Here is a 23,587-nt window from a genome sequence, read left to right on the forward strand (position 1 = left end):
CATTGGTTGATACGCCTTTGTTAAGAAACTCTCTTGACTTATGTGTTTGTTAGCAAACGTTAGCAAAAATGTATCGGTCTTACAGGTGCTGACAAATCACCTCTACACGCTCAAAACAACTACCATTACCAGAGGTATTGCAATTGCGCTTACTTTTGTTTTACTTTCGGAGTCCATCACAACGCCAGATAGGTACGCTCCATGTTCACCATTACTTGTTTACCCAGGCTACGGTCATGCCGAGACGAGATAACTCAGGGGTTTCTCCTTAATAAAACACTTCTTCACGTAGATGGTTGTTCTTACTTGCAATTTAATTCTAGCATATTGAGGGCGGTTTCAACCGCCGCCGCGTTCCTCCCCATGATGTAAGTCATTGGCTTCTCGCTCAATTATGGTGAGGGAAACCGAATCATCTTTTTAGGGTAATCCCTTTTGCAGAAGAGAGCACGATCGCCGAAAATCATTAAATAGTCAGTAGTCCTCAGTCATTAGTCAGTAGTTAGTAGTCAGTAGTTAGTAGTTAGTAGTTAGTAGTTAGCAGCTAACAACGTATAACAGGAAAATTAAGCTATGCTAACAATTAATAACTAATGACCAATGACCAATGACCAATGACTAATCACGGTTCATTCCCGATAAATACCTAGCGAAAAATTATGACAGTTTTAGAACAGGGAACAATCTCAATCCATACCGAAAATATTTTCCCGATTATCAAGAAGTCGCTATACACTGACCACGAAGTCTTCTTGCGGGAACTAATTTCTAACGCCGTCGATGCCATTGCTAAACTCAAAATGGTTTCTCGTTCCGGCGAATACAGCGGCGAGGTGGGCGAACCGCAAATCAACATAGCGATTGACAAAGAAAACAAAACCCTCTCAATTTCCGATAACGGCATCGGCATGACCGCCGATGAGGTAAAAAAATACATCAACCAAGTCGCTTTCTCCAGCGCAGAAGAATTTATTGAAAAATACCAAGGCAGCGGCGAGGACGCAATTATCGGTCACTTCGGTCTCGGCTTCTACTCTTCTTTCATGGTGGCGAAGAAAGTAGACATTGATACTCTTTCTTACCAGGAAGGCTCCCAAGCAGTACACTGGTCTTGCGACGGTTCCCCCGCTTTTGAACTATCAGAATCTTCCCGCACGGAACGCGGCACTACTATTACTCTTACTCTCCAAGATGAAGAACAAGAATATGTAGAACCCAGTCGCATTAGGCAGTTAATCAAAACTTACTGCGATTTCATGCCCGTTCCCATCAAATTTGAAGGAGAGGAACTCAACAAGCACAAAGCAATTTGGCGGGAATCAGCCAGCAATTTGCAAAAAGAAGATTACTTAGAACTGTACCGCTACCTTTATCCGTTCCAAGACGAGCCGCTGCTGTGGGTACACCTGAATACAGATTATCCTTTTATTGTCAACGGGATTCTTTACTTTCCAAAACTGCGCCCGGATGTCGATGTTACCCAAGGCAATATCAAGCTATTCTGCAACCAGGTTTTTGTCAGCGACCACTGCGAAGAAATTATCCCGAAATTCTTGATGCCGCTGCGGGGAGTTATTGACAGTACCGACATTCCCCTGAACGTTTCTCGCAGTTCTTTGCAAAGCAATCGCACTGTGCGGAGAATCGCTGATTATATTGCGAAAAAAGTGGGCGATCGCCTGAAAGAACTCTACCGCGACGACCGTGACGAATACATCCGCTGTTGGCAAGATATCGGCACTTTTGTCAAGTTTGGAAGTCTCAACGATGACAAGTTCAAAAAGCAAGTCGAAGATATTTTAATCTACCGCAGCACCTACGAACCAACAGCCGAGAAGCCAGAAAGTGTAACGCCCGAAGTTCAGGTGCAAACTGAGGAAGGAGATTTGTGGCAAGATGTCACTCCGAAGTCTGAAAATTCTAGTTCCACGCAGCCTTACACCACTCTAAAAGAGTATTTGGAACGCAATCAAAAACGCCACGAAAATCGTGTGTTTTATTGTACCGATCCGGCGTCTCAAGCAACTTACGTTGCTATGCACAAAAGCCAGGGTTTAGAAGTGCTGTTTATGGATTCTTTCATCGACACGCACTTTATCAGCTTCTTGGAACGAGAGCACTCAGATGTCAAATTCTCGCGGGTTGATTCCGACATCGACGAAACGCTAATTGACAAAGAGAAAGAAGCGGAAATTGTCGATCCGGCGACGAATAAAACTCGCAGCGAACAAGTTAAGGAAATGTTCCAAAAAGCTCTCAATAAGCCGAAAGTGAACATTCGCACAGAAGCTTTGAAGTCTGACTCTGCGGAGGCGACGCCACCTGCGATCGTACTTTTGCCGGAAGCTTTGCGCCGGATGCGCGATATGACGGCGCTGTTGCAGCAGCAAGCGGCCGAATTCCCCGAAGACCACGTTTTGCTGGTGAATACCTCTCACCCGCTGATTCAAAATCTGGCTAGTTTGAGTCAGGGTGCGATTATTCAAGGCGGCGGCGAGTCTCCGTCGGCTGAGTTGGCGAGTATGATTTGTCACCACGTTTACGACTTGGCTTTGATGGCCCAGAAGGGTTTCGATGCTGAAGGGATGAAGGATTTTGTCGAGCGATCGAATCAAGTGTTGACAAAATTGACTGAACGTGCAATGTAATCCCCCCCCCCAACCCCCCCTTGCTAAGGGGGGTAGCAAGAGTCTATTTCTATGGGTAAAGGGATAAGTCAAGCCTTCTTCCTTCTTCCTTCTTCCTTCGGGTATAATGAGAGGCTGCACGCAAAAAAACGGTAATCTGGAGGGAAGTATGTCACGGAAATGTCAGCTAACGGGGAAGAAGGCGAATAACGGTTTTGCAGTTTCTCACTCGCACCACCGCACTCACAAGTTGCAAGAGGCAAATTTGCAGTGGAAGCGGGTTTGGTGGCCGCAGGAAAAGCGCTGGGTAAGATTGCACCTTTCTACAAAAGCGATTAAAACCTTGCAAAACAAGGGTTTGGAAATCATGGCGAAGGAAGCTGGAATTAACCTGTACAAGCTTTAAAAAACTTGGCTAATTGAGAAAAGGGCGATCGGGCAAATTAACTGGTGCGATCGCCCTTACTTTTAGAAAAAAACCTTGACTAGAGCAATTTTCGGCATTCCAGTAAATAAGTAGTCATCAGGCCTTTGCCTTTAACTTCGATCGCGCCGCGGTTTTCAAAGAAATACTTTTCTTGCAATTCCTGATAAGTTGTTTCTGTTACCTGAATACTCCCTGGCTTGCCGTGAGATTCCATGCGGGAAGCAGTGTTAACGGTGTCTCCCCATAAATCGTAAATAAATTTTTTAATTCCAATAACTCCGGCAACAACCGGGCCAGTGTTGATACCGATTCTGATGCTGAAATCTTGATTGTGGATATTGCTGAAGTCAGTAATTGCCTGCTGCATATCGAGGGCCATTTCTGCGATCGCTTCTGCGTGATCCGGGCGAGGAATTGGCAGCCCCCCAACTACCATGTAAGCGTCGCCAATCGTCTTAATTTTTTCCAAACCGTGCCTTTCTGCTAGGTTGTCAAAGGTCGAAAAGATGTCATTCAGCAAGGCTACTAATTGCGTTGGAGAAACTCGCGAGCTCAATTGAGTAAAGCCTACTATGTCCGCAAACAAGACAGTAACGTCAGCAAAAGTATCTGCGATCGTACTGTCTCCCCGCTTCAACCGATTTGCTATTTCTTCAGGCAAAATATTCAACAATAAGCGTTCAGATTGTTCCTGTTGAATTTGCAGGGCATTTAAAGTATTATTCAGAGCATGAGTTCGTTCTTCCACTCTAAATTCTAACTCTTCATTCAGCTTGTAAAGTGCCATTTCAGCCCGCCTGCGGTCTGTGATATCCGTACCGATTGCCAGCATTCCCACGAAATTTCCTGCCGCGTCAAACAGCGGTTTATTTGCCCAGGATACCCAAACCCTATCGCCGCTGCGCCGGATACTTTCATTTTCATTTCGCGTGTATTGTTCTGGGTTTTGCAAAATATCTCTCAACTTTGCTGCCAAGTCATTTCCTGTTGTATCTGTCTGGGGAATAATTGTTCCCACGGCGTTTTTGCCAATTATCTCTTTTTCATCGTAACCAAAAAACTTCTGTGCAAATTCGTTAAAAAAAGTAATATTTCCTTCCCTATCTATTTTTAAAATAATGCTGTTAGCATTTTCGACTAATTCGCGATACTTAATTTCGCTTTGGCGCAGCGAATCCTCTGCTGAGGCGCGTTCGGCTACAGTGGCCGCCAACAGCAGCGATGTAATTACAATTACGCTCATAAAAGCCTGCAAAAATAAGATTGCCTGATTGATATTTTCCGCTTTGGCAATAAAGGGGCCACCTCCCTGAGAACCGCCCCAAATTGCGATACTGGATACAATGAAAGATGCTAAAACCGCCCCGCCTTGCCCGAATTGAATGGTTGCCCAAATTACCAATGGAAATGGCAAGTATTCGAGGGGATAACCGGAGAGATTACTTTCACTTTTTGAGTTGTAGACGAGCCAACTTACTGTTACTAATAACAGCAGGCATATTGCGGGACTGATGCGATTTACAATAGTTTGATAAGCTGTATTTTGTGAAGAAGTGGGCGCTGGTTTGTGGTTGTATAAAATCAACAGCAGGGGAGTAAAAATTAAAACTCCTAATGTATCTCCTAGATACCAATTCCATCGAATGTGCCAATATTCGCTCCAGTCCACTAAACCAGTTACACAGAGGCGCAGCGTGCCAAGAGTGCAGTTGATTTGAGTGGCAACTACAGCACCCCAAAAAATTAAATTGACTACATCGATCAGCCGATCTAGTGACGGGCGGAACTTGAGTTTATGCAACAAAGTAAATGCACACAAAGCTTGTAAACAAGCGCAAAAGGCACTAATTGCTGCAAGTGTTAAAGATACCTTAAGGTTAATAGTCTCGTAAAAAAATACGCCTAAAGCTATTCCCGGCCAAACACGCCGACCAAATAATAAAAGTGCAGCTTGTGCAATTCCTGCTGGCGGCCAGACGCAGGTAGCTAATGTATTGACGCCTGGGATTGAAACTGCTATTTTTGCTCCAAAAGCGTAAGCAAAAGCAATGGTAGCTATTTTTGCTAAGTATGGCCAATTTCTAGATTGAGGAAATCGCAAAAAATGATTTTTGTTTGGGTTCATACTGAGTTTTATATTTTTAACTAACTATAGTAACCGCGACCGAATATTAGGAGGTTCTTAATTGCTAAAACATGAGTTTTTATATTGCTTCTTCCTTCTTTTTCTGCTGAGCGAAGCCGAAGGGCTTTTTTCCTTGCTGCTATAACTTGATGCCTGTAAGAAAATAAGTGTTCATCTCGCCTTTGCCTTTAACTTCGATCGCGCCGCGACTTTCAAATACATACTTGTCCTGCAATATATCATAAATTGCAGACGTGACTTGAATGCACCCCGGCAAGCCGTGGGATTCCATGCGGGAAGCGGTGTTAACGGTGTCTCCCCACAAATCGTAAATAAATTTTTTAATACCGATTACTCCGGCGACAACCGGGCCGGTGTTAATGCCAATTCTGATGCTAAAATCTTGATTGTGGAGATTGCTGAAGTCAGTAATTGCCTGCTGCATATCGAGGGCCATTTGGGCGATCGCCTCTGCATGATCGCTGCGGGGCATCGGCAGCCCTCCTACTACCATGTAGGCGTCGCCAATCGTCTTAATTTTTTCCAATCCGTGCTTTTCTGCTAGGCGATCGAATGTGGAAAAAATATCGTTAAGCAAGGAAACTAATTCGGGCGGAGAAATTTGGGAACTAATTTGCGTAAAACCGACTATATCTGCAAACAATACTGTTACTTCGGCAAAAGTATCGGCGATAATGCTTTGGTCTTGTTTTAATCTGTCGGCGATGGGTTGTGGTAAAACGTTTAGCAGGAGACGATCGGATTTTTCTTGTTCTAAGCGCAAAGCTGCCTCAGCTTGTTTACGAGTTGTGATGTCTTGAACAGTACCTTCGTAATAAAGCAAATTTCCGTAGGAATCGCGCACGGTATAAGTATTTTCCGAAATCCAAATTATGGTGCCATCTCGTCGGTAAATTTGAGATTCAAAATCCGATACTTTGCCTTGTTCTTCTATTAAGCGGACAACTTCGGCGCGGCGTTGAGGGTCAACATAAAGTTGTTGGCTAATATCAGTTAATGTGCCGACCAATTCCTCGCGCGAACTGTAACCGTAAATGCGAAGCAAAGCAGGATTGGCGCTGAGATATTCCCCATCTGGGGTAGTTTGAAAAATGCCGACGATCGCATTTTCAAAGATGCTGCGGTATTTTTCTTCAGCTTGCCGCAGTGCTTGTTCAGCCCGCTGGCGTTGCCGCGCTTCCACTGCGAAAGTTACAGAGTCTGCTAGAGAAACAGCAAAACTTTGTTCTTCAATCGTCCAAGGGCGGGGCATTCCTACGTGTTCTAAACAGAGAACTCCTGCTGTTTCACCGCCTATTTGAATCGGCGTATCTAGCATGGAAGTGATGCCGAAGGAAATTAGGTAAGATTCCGCAAATTCTCTAGTTCTAAAATCTTTTTGGGCGTCAAAGGCAGCAATTGCACGTTCTTCTCGCAGTGCTTGGAAATAGACAGGATAGTCTGCTGCTGCTAATTCCAAGCCGTGTGAGTGCTGGTTGAGAGTGCGATCGAACAAATCCAGGCACTCGATCTTGGATTTAGTGCGATCGTACAGCCAGACACTCGATCGGGCAACTTCCAGGGTACGGCTAGCAGTTTCAGTTATTTCTTGAAGCGCCTTTGTTAAGTCGCCTTGATTCAGCGCTTTATTTTTGGCTAAATCAATTAATGCCGATTTCTGTTTCTGTAGCTGAAATTCGCTTTGTCTCAGGGCATTTGTCCTCTCTTCAACTCGGATTTCCAGCTTTTCATTGAGCTTTTGCAACGCTATTTCAGCTTTTCGGCGATCGGTGATATCTGTCCCGATGCAGAGGATGCCCAAAAGTTTTCCCGCTGCATCAACCAGCGGTTTATTTGCCCAAGATACCCAAACGCGATCGCCACTGCGCCGGATATTTTCATTTTCATAGCTGGTAAAGCGATCGGGATTTTGTAAAATTTGACTATAAACCAACTCTAAGTTATTTCCTTCACAGTCCGTCGGTGGAATAATAGTTCCCAAGGCATTTTTTCCCAGAATTTCTTCCTCCTTGTAACCAAAGAATTTTTCAGCAAATTCGTTAAAAAAAGTAATATTGCCGTCAGCGTCCAGTTTCACAATAATACTGTTAGCATTTTCCACCAATTCTCGATATTTAATTTCGCTCTCCCGCAGAGAATACTCTGCTGATGTGCGTTCAGCTACTGTCGCTGCCAATAACAGCGAGGTAATCGTAATTACACCCATAAAAGCTTGCAACAATAAGATAGCCTGATTAATATTGTCGGCTTTGGCGGTGAAGGGTCCCCCTCCATGAGAACTGCCAAAAATTGCGATGATTGAGACAATAAACGATGCTAGGACAGCGGCTCGCTGACCGAATTGAAGCGCAGCCCACATTATCAAAGGAAACGGCAAATATTCCAGGGGATAACGAGAAATATAAGCTTCTTGTTTCGACTCAAAGACCAGCCAGCTCACCACAATTAATAATATTAACCATACTGCTCGCTCAATTAAATAATTTTTGTTTTTTTCTGTTTGTATTTTTAAACGATATGCGGTTACTTGAGGACGAAAAAATATTAAGATTAAGGGAGTGATAATTAAAACTCCCATTGTGTCTCCCAACCACCAATTCCATCGAGCAGACCAATATTCGCTCCACTCTATTTTTCCCGCTAAATATAGAGAAAATACGCCAATAGTGCAACTGATTTGAGTAGCAATTAGACCGCCAAACAAAATTAAATTTATTACATCTTTCAAGCGCTCGATAGAGAGACGAAACCGGAACCAGCCCAGGACAGTTACTGCAAAAACAGCTTGCAGAATCGCCCCGGCGTTTCCTCCCAGCCAAAGTGCAAATATCTGTTCAGTTGGGTTAACCAAATTGAGCAAAAATGTACCCAAAACTATGGCAGGCCAGACTTTACTCCCAAACAATAAAAGTCCGGCTTGGGCAATTCCTGCGGGCGGCCACACCGAGGCAGCAAAGGGATTGACACCTTGAATGGAAATTGCTAGCCTCGCCCCCACGGCGTAAGCGACAGCAACGACAATTACTTGGGCTAAGTACCGCCCAATTCGGGATTGAGGGAATCGCAGAAACTGATTTAGGTTCAGATTCATACCGAGTTTTAAGTTTTAGGGAATTTCACATTTCAAGGAAGAGGGAAGAAGGAAGAAGGAAGAAGGAAGAAGGAAGAGGGAAGAGAGAAGAGGGAATAGGGAAGAGAGAAGAGGGAAGAGGGAATAGGGAGGGAGCATTTCATATTTGTAAAAACACTTTTTCTGGTTCCTTCTTTTTGCCTCTTTCTTCCTGCATTTTGCCTCCTGCCTCCAAAGTCCAATTTTTAGCTGGGCTGAAAAAGTGAGATGCTCCCAAGAGGCTCGCAATGTAGGGTGTACACCGGGCACATTGCGAGCCTAAATGTAGGTGCGCGGTGCGCGCACCTTACCAATTAAAAAGGCTTAGTTGATGGCGGCTTCAATCCACTGTTTTAAAGTAGAATTTACTTCATCAATGAGAATTTCATGTGATTGGTGAGTTGCTCTTTCCACGACTTCAACTTTTCCTGCTTTCAGCGAACGACCCGGAACAATGCGATAGGGAATCCCGATTAAATCAGCATCTTTGAATTTAACTCCGGCTCGTTCGTCGCGGTCATCTAGTAGGGTTTCAATGCCAGATTGGTTGAGTTCTGCATAGAGTTTTTCGGCGACTTCTACTTGTTGGGCGTCGGAAATATTGGGGATGCTAATGATGGCGTGATACGGGGCGATCGCCACTGGCCAAATTATCCCGTCTTTGTCGTAGGATTGTTCTACGGCCGATTGAGCTAGCCGCGACACGCCGACGCCGTAGCAGCCCATCACAAAGGGCATTTCTTCGCCTTGTTCGCTGGTGTAGGTGGCGCCCATTGCTTGGGAGTATTTGGTTCCTAATTGGAAGATGTGACCGACTTCGATGCCTCTGGCGCTTTGCAAGGTTTGTTCGGGGTTGTGCACTGCCCGATCGCCCTTTTTGGCTGTTCTGACGCCTACAACCGTTGCTGCTAGAGGAAATTCTTTATCCCAATTAGCCCCGACAACGTGGTATCCTGATTCGTTTGAACCAGTGACAAAGTTTGTCAGGTCAACAGCAGTGCGATCGACTAAACGCAAAAACTTAGAGTTTACCTCCTTGCTCCCAGCGATATAATCATCAGCAACATCGGGAGCCATATAACCGAGAGGTAAAGATTTAGCCGCCCATTTCCGCTGAGCTTCCGCATCGGGAACAGTCAAAAATAAAACAGTTTTAGCTTGATAATTGCCCGCTAACTTCGTCAACTCATTCAGCAACTTTACCTGATTCACATCTTGGTCGCCGCGAATGCTTACCAATACCAAGACTGTGATGCCATTGTCGTAAACAGCTTGGTAAAGCACATTTTTGACAACTTGCGTCGGAGAACATTTCAAAAATTTGCAAAGTTTATCAATTGTTTCAGTTCCCGGCGTTTCCCGCTTTTCAAAAGTTGCAAAGGGCGACGCTTCGGCATCAGCAGGCATCGATACAGCCTTTTCCACATTAGCTGCATACTGACCATCTTCAGTATAAAGAACTTCATCTTCTCCCGCTTCAGCCAACACCATAAACTCTTGAGAACCAGAACCGCCAATTGCTCCCGAATCAGCATCTACTGCTCGAAATTGCAAGCCCGATCGGCGCAGCATATTGCTATAACCTTGAGCCATATCCTGATAAGTTTTTTTCAAACTTTCTTCGTTAGTGTGGAAAGAATAGCCATCTTTCATAATGAATTCGCGACCGCGCATCAAGCCAAAACGCGGGCGAATTTCATCGCGAAATTTAGTTTGAATTTGATACAAATGTACGGGCAATTGCCGATAGGAACGAATCATATCTTTAGCAATTGTAGTAATTACTTCTTCGTGAGTTGGCCCCAGTCCCAATTCTCGCTGCTGCCTGTCTGTCATGGCAAACATAATACCTTCAGCTTGAGTGTAGGTGTCCCAGCGGCCGGATTCCCGCCACAAATCAGCCGGTTGCAATTGCGGGAGGAGACATTCTTGAGCGCCGGTAGCGTCCATTTCTTCGCGCACAATTTGAGATACTTTTTTGAGAACTCGCCACATCAAAGGTAGATAAGCGTAAATACCGCTACCGATGCGCCGGATGTATCCGGCACGGAGTAATAGTTTGTGGCTGGGAATTTCTGCTTCTGCCGGGTCTTCGCGCAGGGTAACAAAAAGCATTTGAGAGAGTCGCATGGCTGATTTCCTTAAAATACCGGATGATTGTAATCTCAGATTAACTTCTGATATTATCAGACGTGAGGCGGATTTGATTAAATATATGAATAAAATTTGGCAAAACTACGAAAAAGGTATGGCAGTATTTGATAATTGTCACTCTCCTACTGTGCAATCTCAGTGGCTTGCCTTAAAAGATGAAATAGGAGAATTTGTTCAAGAACCTAATTTAAGCGAAATTTGGGATATTGTTCATGCTGCTGGTCGATTGTTTTACAAACTAACCGGAATTCCTTTCAATTTACTAGCCTATCCTACTGTTCGCAAACACAGTCAACGTTTCGAGGAGTACGGCTGTATTCGCAGCATTCGCAATTGTGAGGGTAAATGCTGCGGCAAAAATTCGTAGGGTACGCTGCGGCGCACCTAATATCATGTTTGTTGAATAACCCGCAATTACATTCTAATAACCGAATTCAAAAAACAATGCAACTTGAGGCAAGCGCCAAACCCATATCCAGTAACTAATTCCCACTCTAAAATCTAAAATCGCATGACCAGATTTATTCACGACCAATTTGCCAAACAGTATCTGAAAGAACTATTAACCCCTCTCGGTAATGTAGAAACCAGCCGGGATGTTGCTGGAGAAGTGAGGCAGGTTGACGTTTTATTTGCCCCGAAACCGGAACCGGAAGTCGAACCAACAGCCCTCGGCATTCTGGGTCAAATAGCAGCACAACCCGCTGTATTTGAACCCTTCCGCAGTCCAGTCCAAATCGGAGAAATTCGCAGTTGTCTGGGCAAACTCTTCGATATCCACGGCGAATTTGAACGCGCCGCAGCTAGAGAAAATACCCGGATTGCAGAGGCAGACTTGCCCCAACTCTGGATACTGTCGCCGACTGTTTCCGATACGATGCTAGCTGGATTTCGAGCGATTGCCGAACCAGAAAATTGGGTAAATGGAGTTTATTTTCTGGGCCCATCTCTGAAAGCAGCGATTATTGCCATTCACCAACTGCCCCGCACTCCAGAAACGCTGTGGCTGAGAGTTTTGGGGAAGGGAAACGTGCAGAAGCAAGCTATTGCCGAATTGAGAGAATTACCCTCAGATAATGTGTTTCGGGTGAGTGCGTTAGAATTGTTGTACAACTTGCGAACGATATTAGAAGTCCGCCAAGACATAGATCGAGAAGATCGGGAGTTAATTATGGAACTGTCACCCCTCTACTTGCAACGGCTGGAAGATGCAACTCAGCGCGGTATCCAGCAAGGTATTCAGCAAGGTATGCAGCGTGCTCAACGCCTGATGGTTGAGAGTCTGCTACAAGTAAAATTTGGCGAGATTGATGGAGAATTAACCCAAATAATCGAGCCTTTGATTCAACGAGAAGCCATCGAAATCACGCGACTGATTATGCAGCTCGATCGCTCTGAATTGCTAGCTCATTTTGAAGATAAAAATCAACCGGAATCCTAACTCAGCAGCGCACTCTACAATCGGTAGGGTGCGCTCAATATTACTTTACTATTTATTATGAACCAAATCGGGAGTTAATTATGGAACTATCACCACTCTATTTACAACGGCTTGAAGAAGCAACTCAGCGAGGTATCGAGCAAGGTATTCAGCGAGGTATCGAGCAATGTATTCAGCAAAGTAAACGCGAGATTCTTGAGAGTATATTACAAGTAAGATTTGGCGAAATTGATGAAAAATTAGCCCAAATAATTGAGCCTTTGATTCAACTAGAATGTCTGGAAATCACGCGACTGAGTATGCAGCTCGATCGATCGCAATTACTCGCTCGTTTTGAGCCTAAAAATTCAACGGAATCCTAACTCGCTAGCGCACTCTACGATATGTAGAGTACACCACATCGCACTTTACTAATATTTAGAACTGGTGGGGATCGCCCCCGCCTCCAACTTAAAACTTTTGGCGGACTCGGCTGCTATCAGTCCCAGAAAGACTGATTTCTGACTTTAGACGGATTTATTTTTTAGCTTCCACAGCCATAATAAGCAGTAAGGATGAGATAACTAGAGAACTGATTTACTACTCATCCCAATTTCACTTAATAAGGCCTTCTGTAAGATAAAGCAGAACCAAAACAAACCATCATCAAAAGATTACAAAATCCCCTATCAACAAGTTGGGGATAGTTTTCGCTATGCCGAGTTAGGCATAAAAACTTAGGAGGTAAATTATGTTTGAAAGCGAGTTATTACTGTCGCTGTACAGTCCCAAATTCAATATTGCCCAAATGCCAGTAGAAATAGATGGGGGATTTAACCACCCCGATATCGGAGGGCTGATGTTTTTAAGCCCTCAGTTTTTCGTGGCATTAATCGCCGGAGTCATCATGGCTTTCGGCTTCCAATTCCTGTTAACAAATTTCTCGATCGCCGCCAAAATATCAAATTGGGACGAGGCTTTACCCGACGATGACGATGATGAATCTGAAAGTTTGGGGAGTAAAGTTCGCAAGACTGAAGGTTTAGTCGGGGGTTGGATTTTAGTCACCGTTAACCTGGCTTTATTTTTGGCTTGTTTTCTGGCAGTCAAACTAACTTCAATTGCCTCGGTAGACGGAGCGGCAATTATTGGTGTAGTCATTTGGTCGGCGTACTTTTTAACGCTGGTGTGGCTCGGTTCTAGCGCCGTCGGTTCTATGATCGGTTCCTTGATAAAAACTGCTTTTTCAGGCGTTCAAGGCGTCATGGGTACTGCGGGTGCTGCGATCGGCGGCAAGATGGCCAGCGACCAAATGGTCAACACTGTAGAGGCATCTGTTGCCGCTGTCCGCCGCGAGTTGAGTTCGGCGGTAGACCCGGATAGCATTCGCGAAACACTGCAAGATTATGTGGGTTCTTTGCAGTTACCGAAACTAGATGTTAAGGAAATTCGCGGTCAATTTGAAAAGTTGCTGGGCGATGCAGATATCAAATCTCTTGCCGGAAGCGACCTTCTCAAGAATGTTAACCGCCAGACTTTTGTGGATTTAGTTAAGAGTCGCACAGACTTTTCTCAAGAGGAAATAACTCAAGTTGCTGACCAACTCGAAGGCGTTTGGAAGCAAACTTTCGGCAAGCAGCAACAGCAGAAAGACCCGAATTTAGAGTTGGTTGATTTTCTCAAGTTTGCAGCTCCCGATTTGCTGAAGTCTGAGGAGCTCAATGCCAAGCTGTCTCAAATTCTCGAAAGTAGGGAAAACAAATCGGAATCCAGCAGCGGTATGAACCGAGCGATGCAGTTGGGTGTCGAAGCTCTTGTCGGCACTGTTTTGTCGCGGACGGATTTGTCTGATTTGGATGTTGAAAAAATCTCTGGTCAGTTGCAACAACTGACAGCACAAGGAACTAAAAAAGCTAAATCTTTGGCTTCTCAGGTGGGCGATAAAGTGCCTGCGCTGCCTTTCAATACAGCTAAGGCTGATGTGGAAAACTACTTGATGAATGCCCAACCGTGGCATCTCAACCGGGAGACAATCAAGCAGGAATTTAGGGATGTGATTTACGACCCGGAAGCCTCTCCTGGGGCAGTATTGCGCCAGTTAGAAATGTTGAATCCAGATTATTTTGTAGGGATTCTGGGCCGGCGCGAGGGGTTTGCTCCGGAACAGGTGACGGAAATTGCCGAACAGCTTGAAGGTGTCCGACAAGAAGTGTTGGAAATTGTGCGAGATGCTGCTGGTGATGAACAGTCTCAAGATTTGCGGAGCCGGATTGAGAATTATTTGCGATCAACTGGCAAAGATGAGCTGAACCCTGAAGGTATTGAACGGGATTTCCAAGCGCTTTTGGAAGATCGGGATGCTGGTTTTGAGGCTTTGCGCGATCGCCTTTCGCAGTTTAACCGCGATACTTTGGTGCAGTTGCTCGGTCAGCGGGAAGATTTCAGTCCAGAGGAAGCCGATCAGTTAATCGGGCGACTCGAAAGTTCGCGCGATCGCGTGATTTATAAAGCTCAAGAATTGCAAGAGCAAGCGCAATCGAAAGCCCAAGAATTGCGACAAAAGGTAGAAGACTATCTCCGCAATACTAATAAGGAAGAACTCAATCCTGAAGCTATCGAGCGCGAGTTTCAAACGCTGTTAAGCGACCCGGAAGCCGGATTTAAAGCGCTGAGAGAACGCTTGTCTCAATTCGACCGCGATACGCTGGTGCAGTTGCTGTCACAGCGCCAAGACCTCAGCGAAGAACAGATCAATCAGACGATCGACCGGATCGAATCTGTGCGCGACAACATTATCCACGCGCCGCAAATAGTGGCAGATAAAGCTAAGCAACAGTACGAGGAAGTTACTGCCAAAATTGGCGAGTACCTGCGGAATACCAACCTGGAAGAACTCGATCCAGAAGGCATCAATCGGGATTTGACTAAATTGTTTGAAAATCCGAAAGAGGGTGCTTTGGCACTTCGGGAAAGACTTTCTCAGGTCGATCGCGAAACTTTAGTCAAGCTGCTGTCGCAGCGGGAAGATTTGAGCGAAGAACAGATCAATCGGACGATCGATCGCGTGCAAGATTCGATTCGCAGCATCGTGAAATCGCCCCGTCGCTTGGCATCTCGCGCTCAAAAAACAGTCCGGGATTTCCAAGGCAGTTTGGAAAATTACTTGCGGAATACGGACAAGGAAGAACTCAATCCTGAAAGCATCAAACGCGATTTGCAGTTGCTGTTTAGCGAGCCGGGTATGGGGATGCAAAGTTTGGGCGATCGCCTGAAGCACTTCGATCGATCGACTCTGGTAGCATTGCTGTCGCAGCGGGAAGACATCTCGTCCGAGGAAGCTAACAGAATTGCCGACCAAATTGAATCTGTCCGCAACCAAATTGTCGAACAAGTTCAAATGGTTCAGGATAAGTTTCAGTCAGCAATGGATGGTATTTTCGGGAAAATCCGGGATTACCTCAATTCCCTGGAGCGACCCGAACTCAACTACGAAGGCATCAAGCGGGACTTACGCAAAGTGTTTGACGACCCGCAGGCAGGATTTGACGCCATTAAAGAGCGTTTAGGTGAGTTCGATCGCGGTACTTTAGTTGCCCTGCTGAGTTCTCGTTCCGATATTTCCGAGGCTGACGCTCACCGAATTGTTGACCAAATGGAAGGAGCCAGGGACAGCGTTTTATTGCGATCGGAACGCCTGCAAAATGAAACCAAAAAACGCATCAAACAGCTCAAGAACAAGGCCAAGCAGCAAGCAGAAGATGCGCGCGAAGCCGCAGCAACGGCTGCTTGGTGGCTGTTCGGTACGGCTCTAACTTCTGTAGTTGTTTCGGCTTTGGCGGGAGCAATAGCAGTGGGCGGGATTTCGGGTTTGTTTAGCTAGATTTTCAACGAGTTTGAAATAAAGTTCTCCTGATTCTAGGCTGGCTGTTTGCCAGCCTATTTTCTTTGGAATAATCTCAGAGTCCTTCAGGATTCTATAGTTGGCGGAAACACTCTCGATAAATCGAGCGCCAAGTCGTGAAAATAAGGCAGATTAACAGACTCGTTGGGCAGAAAAATCAGCGTCCTGCGATAACCAAATTGGCCAGGGGCATTCTGATACGGATCGCTGTAACATTCCAAGCAAGTTTGTGATAAATTAAATATCCAATAGTTAGAGATTCCGGCTTCAGCATAAAGGGGGAGCTTAACCTGTTTGTCGTAACTCAAAGAAGAATCTGCAATCTCAATCAGCAACAGTATATCCCCTGGACAGGGGTGAGAGGATAGATAGTCGTCAGGGCGATTTTGTACGAGCGAAAAATCAGGTTCAGGTTCGCTGTTTGTCGGTAAAACGATGGGAGATTGACACTGTAAAGTTGCCCGATCTGCTACTATGGCGCTTAATTCCCGCAATAATCTTCTCAGACAGGTTTCGTGAGCGGTACCTTTAGCTGCCATTTTCACAAGTTCTCCATTAATTAGCTCAACTCGATCGTCCTCACCAAAGAACCCCAGTTCTGTCAGGCGGTGATATTCCGCTATGGTGAAGCGTTTTGCATTTGCGATCGACATAACAGCCACCTCAATACAGCTATGTTGCGATTATAGGCGATCGGCGATCGGCTAAACAATGCTAATCATGAGCTCCGCTAACAACAATCTTGTCAAATTTCCCTCATCCTTTGGTTGCAAATTTTCCCAATTTGGGTTGATTTACTCCCGGAAATTATGTCCGGGATCATCTCTGTCTTAAGCAAGATTCTAGCATCACTATTTATTAGGTACTTTAACTTAAGTAGCAAACAAAAGTTTTCTCAAAAATAAGAAAACTGAGCAATACATATTATTTTGGAGGCTTGAATGACCTTTACTACTACCAGCGCTTACGACCAAGGAAAAGCAGATATTAAGAAGTTGAGTGTTGACGACCAATTAGGTTTGCTGTGGTTTGTTTACACCCAAATGGGCAAGTCAATAACGCCAGCGGCTCCCGGTGCTTCCGGTTCCGACATCGCTCAGGGTTTGTTCGAGCAAGTCAAGCCGCTGCCCCACCAAGAACAACTACAAGTAATGCGCGACATTGCGTCAAAATCCAATACTGAAATCAGCCGGATGTACGGCTCAATGAGTCCTGAAACCAAGCTGGCTTTTTGGTATTTCCTAGCAGTAGGAATGGACGAAGGAACTATTATTCCTGTCCCTCCAGACTATCAACTTCCCGAAGCAGGAAAAGCTTTATTAGGAAAGATTGAGGGCATGGACTTCCAGCAGCAAATTGATTTCCTTCGCGGTACAATTTTAGAAATGGGTGCTGAAGCCGCTCCGGGTGCTGGCATTTAAAAATAGGACTTACGAAAAAAACCCGGTTTTTCGGAGAATATTGGGTGCGGCAACGACGCATTTAGGAAGAAACCCGGTTTTTAGCCGTTTGATGCGTAAGTCATCAAAAATGTTAGTAAGTAGCTCAAACTAATACGCCGCGCCAGAAACCCGGCTTCTTCAAGAAACCGGGTTTCTGGCTGTTCTGTTTTTTTAGGTTTACGGCGAATATCCGCACTTTACAGCTAATAACTCAATTCAAGGGATCTGTTTCCCACAAGTTCCGGCGCAGCGACTCTTAAACGCATATCTTCGCAGGCAACTGTTAGCAAGGGCTGACCTAAGTTTAAACTGGCAAAAGGACTTTCTTCTACCACTTCTAATTCGCCTTTAATCAAACCGATGCGAGACTCTAATCCTCCTTTAAACAAAAGCAAATTGCTGCGGTCAGCGCTGAAAACATTTCCGCTAAAAGGCAGCGTTAAAGCTAAAGTTTGCTTGCTGTAATTGAGACTGCACAATTGACGGTTTCCTTGGCTAACTGTGACGCGGTAGCCTAGGGGTGCTGCCTTTACCGAATCGCTGCCTTCCCAACTAAATTGAGCTAATTCTTTAGGCAGTCCCCAAATTTCGCGCCCGCCCGCTACCGAGTTAGGGTTGTCTACGTAAATATGGGAAATCCAAGCGCCCCATTTTCCTGCATAATTGGCGATCGCGCTAACTACAATTAACTCATTGTACTCCATCACCGAACCCAATCCGTAGGAGGATATATAAATGCCACCTAGGGTTTTTCCTGGCAATAAAGAGACAATTTCTAACTCAGAGGGAACCAAGGGGCGCACTCGTGCCACATCTACTAATTGTAAAGTCTCAACAGCATAACCTTGCAGATGCCAAGGTGCAGGTGGATATACCATTTTAAGTGATTTAATGTCTGATATTTTATCTTTATTTTAGCTTTGCGCTTCAAAAAGCAACAATTTTTGGTATTTCTTCACAAGTTGTTAGTAATTTACTTTATTTAAACAAATTAATATGTGACGATAAATTTGATGAATAGTTGACGTGGGTTATCTGTTGTAGGGGGGCGGGTTTAGTAATATTGTGAGTAGGAATTAGATATTATTCGTAAAACCCGCCCCTACAGATATTATCAGCGTTAATCGGCTTAAATCTGCGGTTAAAAACCTCCAAATCTACTTACTAGCATAACCCGTACTTACCAAAAACTCCCGCAACTTTCCAAAGAATTGAGTACGATCGCGTCCTTGATAAACCCTGTCCAACAACTGCCAACCTTCCGCCTCCTGGCCCATGACATACTTGTTCGCCATGAAGGCAGCCAACACCCCTTTCACCTCCCCATCTTCACTCAGACGCTTGTTAGATTCCAGCCAAAGCTCAGCAGAATTCGTGTATACTTCCACCGGATACTGTTTGCTAACATCTTGCATTTTACCCTGGCGGTATTGCCAAATTTGCAGCGGAAAGCGAGAATCAGCGTAATTTGTAAATGCCTCGGAAAATCTGCCGTCCTGACTCTTAAACTCTGGGATGTCATTTTTGCCAAAATCGACTATTTCGTAACTCACATTGCCCCAGAAATGCTTGATGTGAGTGTATTTGCTAGCTGCCGAGTCGTAGCGGTAAATAAACGAATAATTGCAGCAGCGGACGCCGCTTTTGGTTGACACTAAATCTGCCAGCACTTCCGGTTCCTTGTCGCCGTCCAAATCACGGATTCGTAGCGATAAAAAACGTCCTTCTGATATTTCCTCGCTGGCTCTTTTGTCGGGATTATCTACTAGAGAACGAGTCGGAATCAGCACTGGTTCTTCTAATAAAGTTTTACCGTCGCGGATAATTATGATGCGGAGATTTTTAGCATTTTCTGCTTCTTTTACGAACGAAACTTCTGCCCGAACTTTCCCCGCTTCTGAGGTTTCTGTTGTTCTTGGCGGGCCGATATTCGGCGGAACTTGGGCGATATATTGGGCAGGAACTAAGGCAGTTTGACCGGGTTTGGCGATCGCCTGACAGAAAAAACTTGCTACTTCGGCGCGAGTAGCATTCCGAGTAGGTTCTAGCTGTTTAACAGCAGGATAATTGACCACAAGTTGTCTTTCTGTGGCGGCGGCGATCGCACTTCTGGCCAGTTCGGGAATGTCCCGCGCATCTTCAAAAGTCGCATCCAAAATCTCAGCCGCCGGCCCTGCAGGTGTATATTTTAAGCCGCTGGTTAAAGCTACCAAAACCTGCCAGCGGGTAACATTCAAAGTGGGGTTAAAGATACTGCCACTGTATCCAGACATAAAACCCGTTTGATAAGCTTCTCGAATTGCTTTAAAACCCCAGTAATTCGTGGGAATATCTGCAAAGTCGATCGGAGCGCGGACGGTTTTGGCATCGGGAAAAGCCATGCGAACCATCGCCGCAAACTCAGCGCGGCTGACGGGGCGATTCGGGCGAAAAGTGCCATCTTCGTAGTAGCCACTGATGATTTTTTTCTGTGCTAACTCCTCAATGCAAGCTTGCGCCCAATGGTCGTTAACATCCTTAAATTTGAGTTGAGCAAATGCCGGGGGTACATTCATGCCCGGAAACAGTACATTGGTAATGATGATGCCCAAGGCAACGACTAAAGCAATGATAGCTTGCCATCTGTGCGATCGAATCATAGAACAGACTCCTCTACTTACAAATTGGCGATCGAAACTTTCGTAAAATTTATATAATATCAGGTATATTAACCCGATTTAATACCAGTTCTTAAATTTTTACCTACAACTAAGGACACGGCAATGCCATGCCCCTAATTTTTCGATTTGTATAATAAAGCTTACTTCGACTCGAAAGTCATCTCCACGGCCATTGTTGTTGTGATTGTTAATTCTTCAGAACTGCCAGCATTTTTAGCACTCATTTCGCTATTTGAACTAACAGACGCAGTAGACCGAAAAGGGTTTAATCTATCCAAGCGCATTGTGATTGCTCCCCCACCCTCAGAAGTAAAAGATTTTAGGGTTAAGGTAGTTCCCGGAGGCAGTTGGGGAGAGGTAATATTTTGAGGGTTTGCTTGCTGCTCTATACTTACATTCAGAGAGGCAACTCCATCTTGCCAGCTAGCCAATTCATAGGTAGAAATGACATTCATATTCATACCACTGAAATCAGAGGAAGAAGAAACGCGCCATTTGGCTCCTTTTCCGACTGCTTCTGCAGGCAGCGGCGAGGCAAGTTGCTCTAGAGATTTAGACGTTTGTCTAACCATTTGTTTGAGGTTGTTGTCAGCTCCTTCGGGCAAAATAAAGTTACCTCCTTTATTAAAACCGCGATTGTCCATGATGAAAGAGCCTTTCATTCCGACCATGCTTTTGAGTGCGGAACGCATGGCATCTAGGGCTGCTGGCGGGGTATTTCCAGTATCGCCGATGATATCTGCGTTAGTATAAGCAAACTCGTAGTGAATATCACCGTTGGGATCAATTTTAGTGACTTTTGTCTCGAAAGTCATCACCGATACTGGACTTTTAGCCGCAGGCGAAGAGCGACCCAATGCGGATATTTTCATATCCATTTTTAGGGTCATAACTGTCGTTTCTTTGACATCGATAGCTGGTTTTAAACGCAGTTGCTGTCGGGGTTCCACTCCCGGATTTAGCAGTTCCACTTGCGGGGTTTTTGAGTTGGTGGCAGGCGCGGATACGCCAGGGGATGGCTGCTGAACTAGAAGTGGAGTTTCAGCACTTAGGGAAGCAGGAGAAAGCTCGATCGCCCATCCGGCACTTACCAAACAAAGAGATGCAATAAACTGTCTTTTTTTCATGGATTTAATTTCCTGTTATTTGAATGTTGTTCTGTTGCCACAGTCGATCGACTGTCACGAATTTGTAACCTTTGTACAAAAGCAATGGAATTATTTTATCCGCCGAAGCTGCAACATCTTCACCACCGCAAAAGCCGTCGTGCAGTACAATAATTGATCCGTTTTCTGTTTGCTGCACGATGCGACTAATAACTTTCCTCACCCCCGGCCGCACCCAATCTTCCGGGACGACACTCCACATTACAGGACGATATTCCCACTGTTGCAATAACTCTAATGTTCGCGGCGTAAAAATGCCGTTGGGCGGCCGCACGTCCAGGATTAATTCTGGGTCTAAATCGCAAGCTTTGGCAATTGCTTTTTGCGTGTCTTCTAAACTTTGTTTGAGTTCGTGGGTTTTTAGTTTGGGAAACGATATATGCTGGTAGCCGTGGAGGCCGATCCAGTGTCCGCGATCGTACACTTCTTTAGCCGTTTCAGGATGCCTGTCCACGCAAAAACCTAGCCAGAAAAAACTAGCTTTGATGTCGTATTTATCTAAAATTTTTAACAGTTGAGGTGTGTGCTGACGGTGCGGCCCGTCGTCAAATGTGAGGGCAATTTCTCGGCTTTTGATATCTCCCGTCCACAGACATCTGGGAAAAGCAGATTTGAGGATGGGATGAACGACAGGAAACAGGGGTGCTAATGGCATTGATTAATGTTGTTTAGGGCGATCGGGTAGAAATGAAGCTGCGTTACAATAGAATAAAGTTAACTCAATCGAGGTAAATATGACAACTGCCGTTGATATAGGAACGCTAATTGTCCGCACGCCCGGAACTTGCGGCGGCCGCCCGCGAATTGCAGGAACTAGAATTACGGTAGAGAACATTGCTATTGATTTTAATGCGGGATGGACTCCTGAAGTAATTGTTCAAAAGAGAACGCACTTGAATTTAGCACAGGTTTATGCAGCCTTAGCTTACTATTATGCGAACAAAAAGCAAATTGACGCGGAAATAGCAGCAGAAAATGCTGAGTGGGAACGCTTGGAAGCAGACGAAGCAGACTCTATGGCAGGTAAGCTATCGTGAGTAAGATTCGTTTATATCTGGATGAGGAGATTCAGGAACAAGCTCTAATCTTAGCTCTGCGAAATTCGGGTGTAGATGTGATAACAACCTCGGAGGCTAACAGGCTGAGTTTTTCCGATGAAGAACAGCTCATTTGGGCAACCGAGCAAGGGCGAGTCGTTTACAGTTTTAATAGGAGAGATTTCAGCCGTTTACACAATATCTGTATTGCAGAAGAGAGAAGTCATACTGGAATCATTCTTGCACAACAGCAGCGGTACTCTGTGGGCGCACAGTTGCGGGGACTTTTGAATTGGATTGCTGCTAAGTCAGCAGAGGAAATGATCGACAAACTGGAGTATCTTGGAACTTATATAAGAGATGAATAAAAATATGAAAGAAACTTGAGTGAGTGCCAAATACTTAATGGTTTAACTCCTTTGATATAGACTAAATCTAGCCACAGTCGATCGACCTCTATCTCGCGGTCGATGCGATCGCCCTACAGTGTCTTCCTATACTAAAAACTAGCACAAGTAATCTACCAACCATCAAGGAGGAACAATGACCGAGGAATATTTAGCCGAACGAACAGTTTCAGCCGTATTTAAGGAAGAAGAACAATTAGACGGCGTAATTCGGCGGTTGCTCGATCGCGGAGTTTCCCGCGACCACATCTCAGTAATGGGAAAAAACTTTCAATCTAAAACTAAAATTGCCGGCTTTATTACTAAAAAAGATGTGATATTAGGCGGTCTGCGAAGCGGGGCGATTTTTGGTTCCTTATTCGGTTCTTTTTTGGGTTTGCTAACAGGCGTCGGCGTGCTGTTTATTCCCTTTGTCGGTGCAGTAGTATCGGCGGGCCCGCTGGGTGCGGTACTGTTGGGTGCTGCTAGCGGCGCGATCGCAGGTTCGGCCGGTGCGGGTCTAGTTTCCGCTTTAGTCACCTTGGGAATGCCGGAAGACAAAGCAACTATCTATCAAACCCGCGTTGAAGCAGGCGAATTTCTCGTGATGGCAGAAGTCGCCGCAGATAAATCCGGCGAATTTCAACTCTTGCTAGAAAGTGCAGGTGGCGAAGAAGTTTCAGTTAGCGAAATGACGCTGCCGCGCGCTGTCAAAGGTCGCTGCAATAGTCCGGCAGACTTATCTCCAGAAGTGCGATCGCACCTGTCGGAAGCAGCTCAAAAAACCTTTATGGAATCCTACAACGCCGCATTTGACGAAACCAACGACTCGATACAAGCGGAACACACCGCTTGGAACGCCATTCACCAGCAGTATGAAGAAGATGAAAACGGCGTTTGGACTAAGCCTTTAGCGAAAGTCTAGTCTTGCAATCGCAGTAAAGTAATAAAAAATACAATCAAGCCTCTAGAACTGCGGTTCTGGAGGCTTTTGCGATTTTAGATTTTAGATTTTAGATTTTAGATTTAAAAATGGTGCAAAACTTAATTCGTAAAGACTTGGAAATTACCGAAAGTCTCATTACTTTTTGAAAGTGATATAGCAATCCTCG

Annotated in this window: 18 protein-coding genes; 10 read left to right on the top strand and 8 right to left on the bottom strand. The window is 45.1% G+C overall.

The window, feature by feature from the left end; genetic code table 11:
- The first annotated feature begins 659 nt into the window (after positions 1-659).
- Positions 660-2,648 (top strand): molecular chaperone HtpG, encoded by a 1,989-nt coding sequence (gene htpG, locus QUA83_RS15700; protein WP_333294075.1) that lies wholly within the window; start codon positions 660-662, stop codon positions 2,646-2,648.
- Positions 2,649-2,796: 148 nt separating this feature from the next.
- Positions 2,797-3,033: a 50S ribosomal protein L28 gene (gene rpmB / locus QUA83_RS15705; RefSeq protein WP_333065932.1), complete on the top strand. Its 237-nt coding sequence runs from the start codon at positions 2,797-2,799 to the stop codon at positions 3,031-3,033.
- 79 nt (positions 3,034-3,112) lie between these two features.
- Here the strand turns inward: rpmB and QUA83_RS15710 are convergent, their stop codons facing one another.
- The 3 genes from QUA83_RS15710 to proS all read right to left on the bottom strand — a co-directional run bounded on the left by QUA83_RS15710 (position 3,113) and on the right by proS (position 10,439).
- Positions 3,113-5,179, bottom strand: a complete 2,067-nt coding sequence (locus tag QUA83_RS15710; RefSeq protein ID WP_333294076.1) for an adenylate/guanylate cyclase domain-containing protein — start codon at positions 5,177-5,179, stop codon at positions 3,113-3,115.
- Positions 5,180-5,318: 139 nt separating this feature from the next.
- Positions 5,319-8,291, bottom strand: a complete 2,973-nt coding sequence (locus QUA83_RS15715) for an adenylate/guanylate cyclase domain-containing protein (RefSeq protein ID WP_333294078.1) — start codon at positions 8,289-8,291, stop codon at positions 5,319-5,321.
- A 342-nt stretch (positions 8,292-8,633) separates the two neighbouring features.
- The gene (proS, locus tag QUA83_RS15720; RefSeq protein ID WP_333294079.1) at positions 8,634-10,439 is read right to left on the bottom strand and encodes a proline--tRNA ligase; all 1,806 of its coding nucleotides are present in this window, start codon (positions 10,437-10,439) and stop codon (positions 8,634-8,636) included.
- On the opposite strand from proS, the gene QUA83_RS15725 reads away from it, so the two are divergent.
- From QUA83_RS15725 to QUA83_RS15740, 4 genes are all read left to right on the top strand, one after another.
- Positions 10,438-10,830, top strand: coding sequence for a hypothetical protein (locus QUA83_RS15725; RefSeq protein WP_333294081.1), 393 nt, complete (start codon positions 10,438-10,440; stop codon positions 10,828-10,830). The genes proS and QUA83_RS15725 overlap by 2 nt on opposite strands.
- Before the next feature lie 144 nt (positions 10,831-10,974).
- Positions 10,975-11,904 carry a hypothetical protein gene (locus QUA83_RS15730; protein ID WP_333294083.1) on the top strand — a complete coding sequence of 310 codons (930 nt, stop codon included), beginning with the start codon at positions 10,975-10,977 and terminating at the stop codon, positions 11,902-11,904.
- A gap of 80 nt (positions 11,905-11,984) precedes the next feature.
- Positions 11,985-12,266, top strand: coding sequence for a hypothetical protein (locus tag QUA83_RS15735; protein WP_333294084.1), 282 nt, complete (start codon positions 11,985-11,987; stop codon positions 12,264-12,266).
- A gap of 368 nt (positions 12,267-12,634) precedes the next feature.
- Positions 12,635-15,763, top strand: a complete 3,129-nt coding sequence (locus QUA83_RS15740; RefSeq protein WP_333294086.1) for an MFS transporter — start codon at positions 12,635-12,637, stop codon at positions 15,761-15,763.
- An 86-nt stretch (positions 15,764-15,849) separates the two neighbouring features.
- Here the strand turns inward: QUA83_RS15740 and QUA83_RS15745 are convergent, their stop codons facing one another.
- Positions 15,850-16,437: a Uma2 family endonuclease gene (locus tag QUA83_RS15745; RefSeq protein ID WP_333294087.1), complete on the bottom strand. Its 588-nt coding sequence runs from the start codon at positions 16,435-16,437 to the stop codon at positions 15,850-15,852.
- Positions 16,438-16,725: 288 nt separating this feature from the next.
- Here QUA83_RS15745 and QUA83_RS15750 point away from each other — a divergent pair, with 288 nt between their 5' ends.
- On the top strand, positions 16,726-17,205 hold the full coding sequence (locus tag QUA83_RS15750) for an orange carotenoid protein N-terminal domain-containing protein (RefSeq protein ID WP_333294090.1): 480 nt from the start codon (positions 16,726-16,728) through the stop codon (positions 17,203-17,205).
- 224 nt (positions 17,206-17,429) lie between these two features.
- Here the strand turns inward: QUA83_RS15750 and QUA83_RS15755 are convergent, their stop codons facing one another.
- The 4 genes from QUA83_RS15755 to QUA83_RS15770 all read right to left on the bottom strand — a co-directional run bounded on the left by QUA83_RS15755 (position 17,430) and on the right by QUA83_RS15770 (position 21,707).
- Positions 17,430-18,104: an acetoacetate decarboxylase family protein gene (locus QUA83_RS15755; protein ID WP_333294092.1), complete on the bottom strand. Its 675-nt coding sequence runs from the start codon at positions 18,102-18,104 to the stop codon at positions 17,430-17,432.
- 279 nt (positions 18,105-18,383) lie between these two features.
- Positions 18,384-19,865: an S-layer homology domain-containing protein gene (locus tag QUA83_RS15760; protein WP_333294094.1), complete on the bottom strand. Its 1,482-nt coding sequence runs from the start codon at positions 19,863-19,865 to the stop codon at positions 18,384-18,386.
- Between the two features lie 161 nt (positions 19,866-20,026).
- Positions 20,027-21,013 carry a DUF6263 family protein gene (locus QUA83_RS15765; protein WP_333239826.1) on the bottom strand — a complete coding sequence of 329 codons (987 nt, stop codon included), beginning with the start codon at positions 21,011-21,013 and terminating at the stop codon, positions 20,027-20,029.
- A 4-nt stretch (positions 21,014-21,017) separates the two neighbouring features.
- Positions 21,018-21,707, bottom strand: a complete 690-nt coding sequence (locus QUA83_RS15770) for a polysaccharide deacetylase family protein (RefSeq protein ID WP_333294095.1) — start codon at positions 21,705-21,707, stop codon at positions 21,018-21,020.
- 79 nt (positions 21,708-21,786) lie between these two features.
- Between QUA83_RS15770 and QUA83_RS15775 the strand changes: the two genes are divergently transcribed.
- From QUA83_RS15775 to QUA83_RS15785, 3 genes are all read left to right on the top strand, one after another.
- Positions 21,787-22,089, top strand: coding sequence for a DUF433 domain-containing protein (locus tag QUA83_RS15775; protein ID WP_333294096.1), 303 nt, complete (start codon positions 21,787-21,789; stop codon positions 22,087-22,089).
- Complete coding sequence (locus QUA83_RS15780) at positions 22,086-22,457, top strand: DUF5615 family PIN-like protein (RefSeq protein WP_333294099.1); 372 nt, start codon at positions 22,086-22,088, stop codon at positions 22,455-22,457. The genes QUA83_RS15775 and QUA83_RS15780 overlap by 4 nt, the downstream gene beginning before the upstream one ends.
- A 175-nt stretch (positions 22,458-22,632) precedes the next feature.
- A complete protein-coding gene (locus QUA83_RS15785; protein ID WP_333294102.1) occupies positions 22,633-23,400 on the top strand; it encodes a ChaB family protein in 768 nt (255 codons plus the stop codon).
- The last annotated feature ends 187 nt before the right edge of the window (positions 23,401-23,587 follow it).

This window comes from Microcoleus sp. K1-B1, from assembly GCF_036704705.1.
Lineage (GTDB): Bacteria > Cyanobacteriota > Cyanobacteriia > Cyanobacteriales > Microcoleaceae > Microcoleus.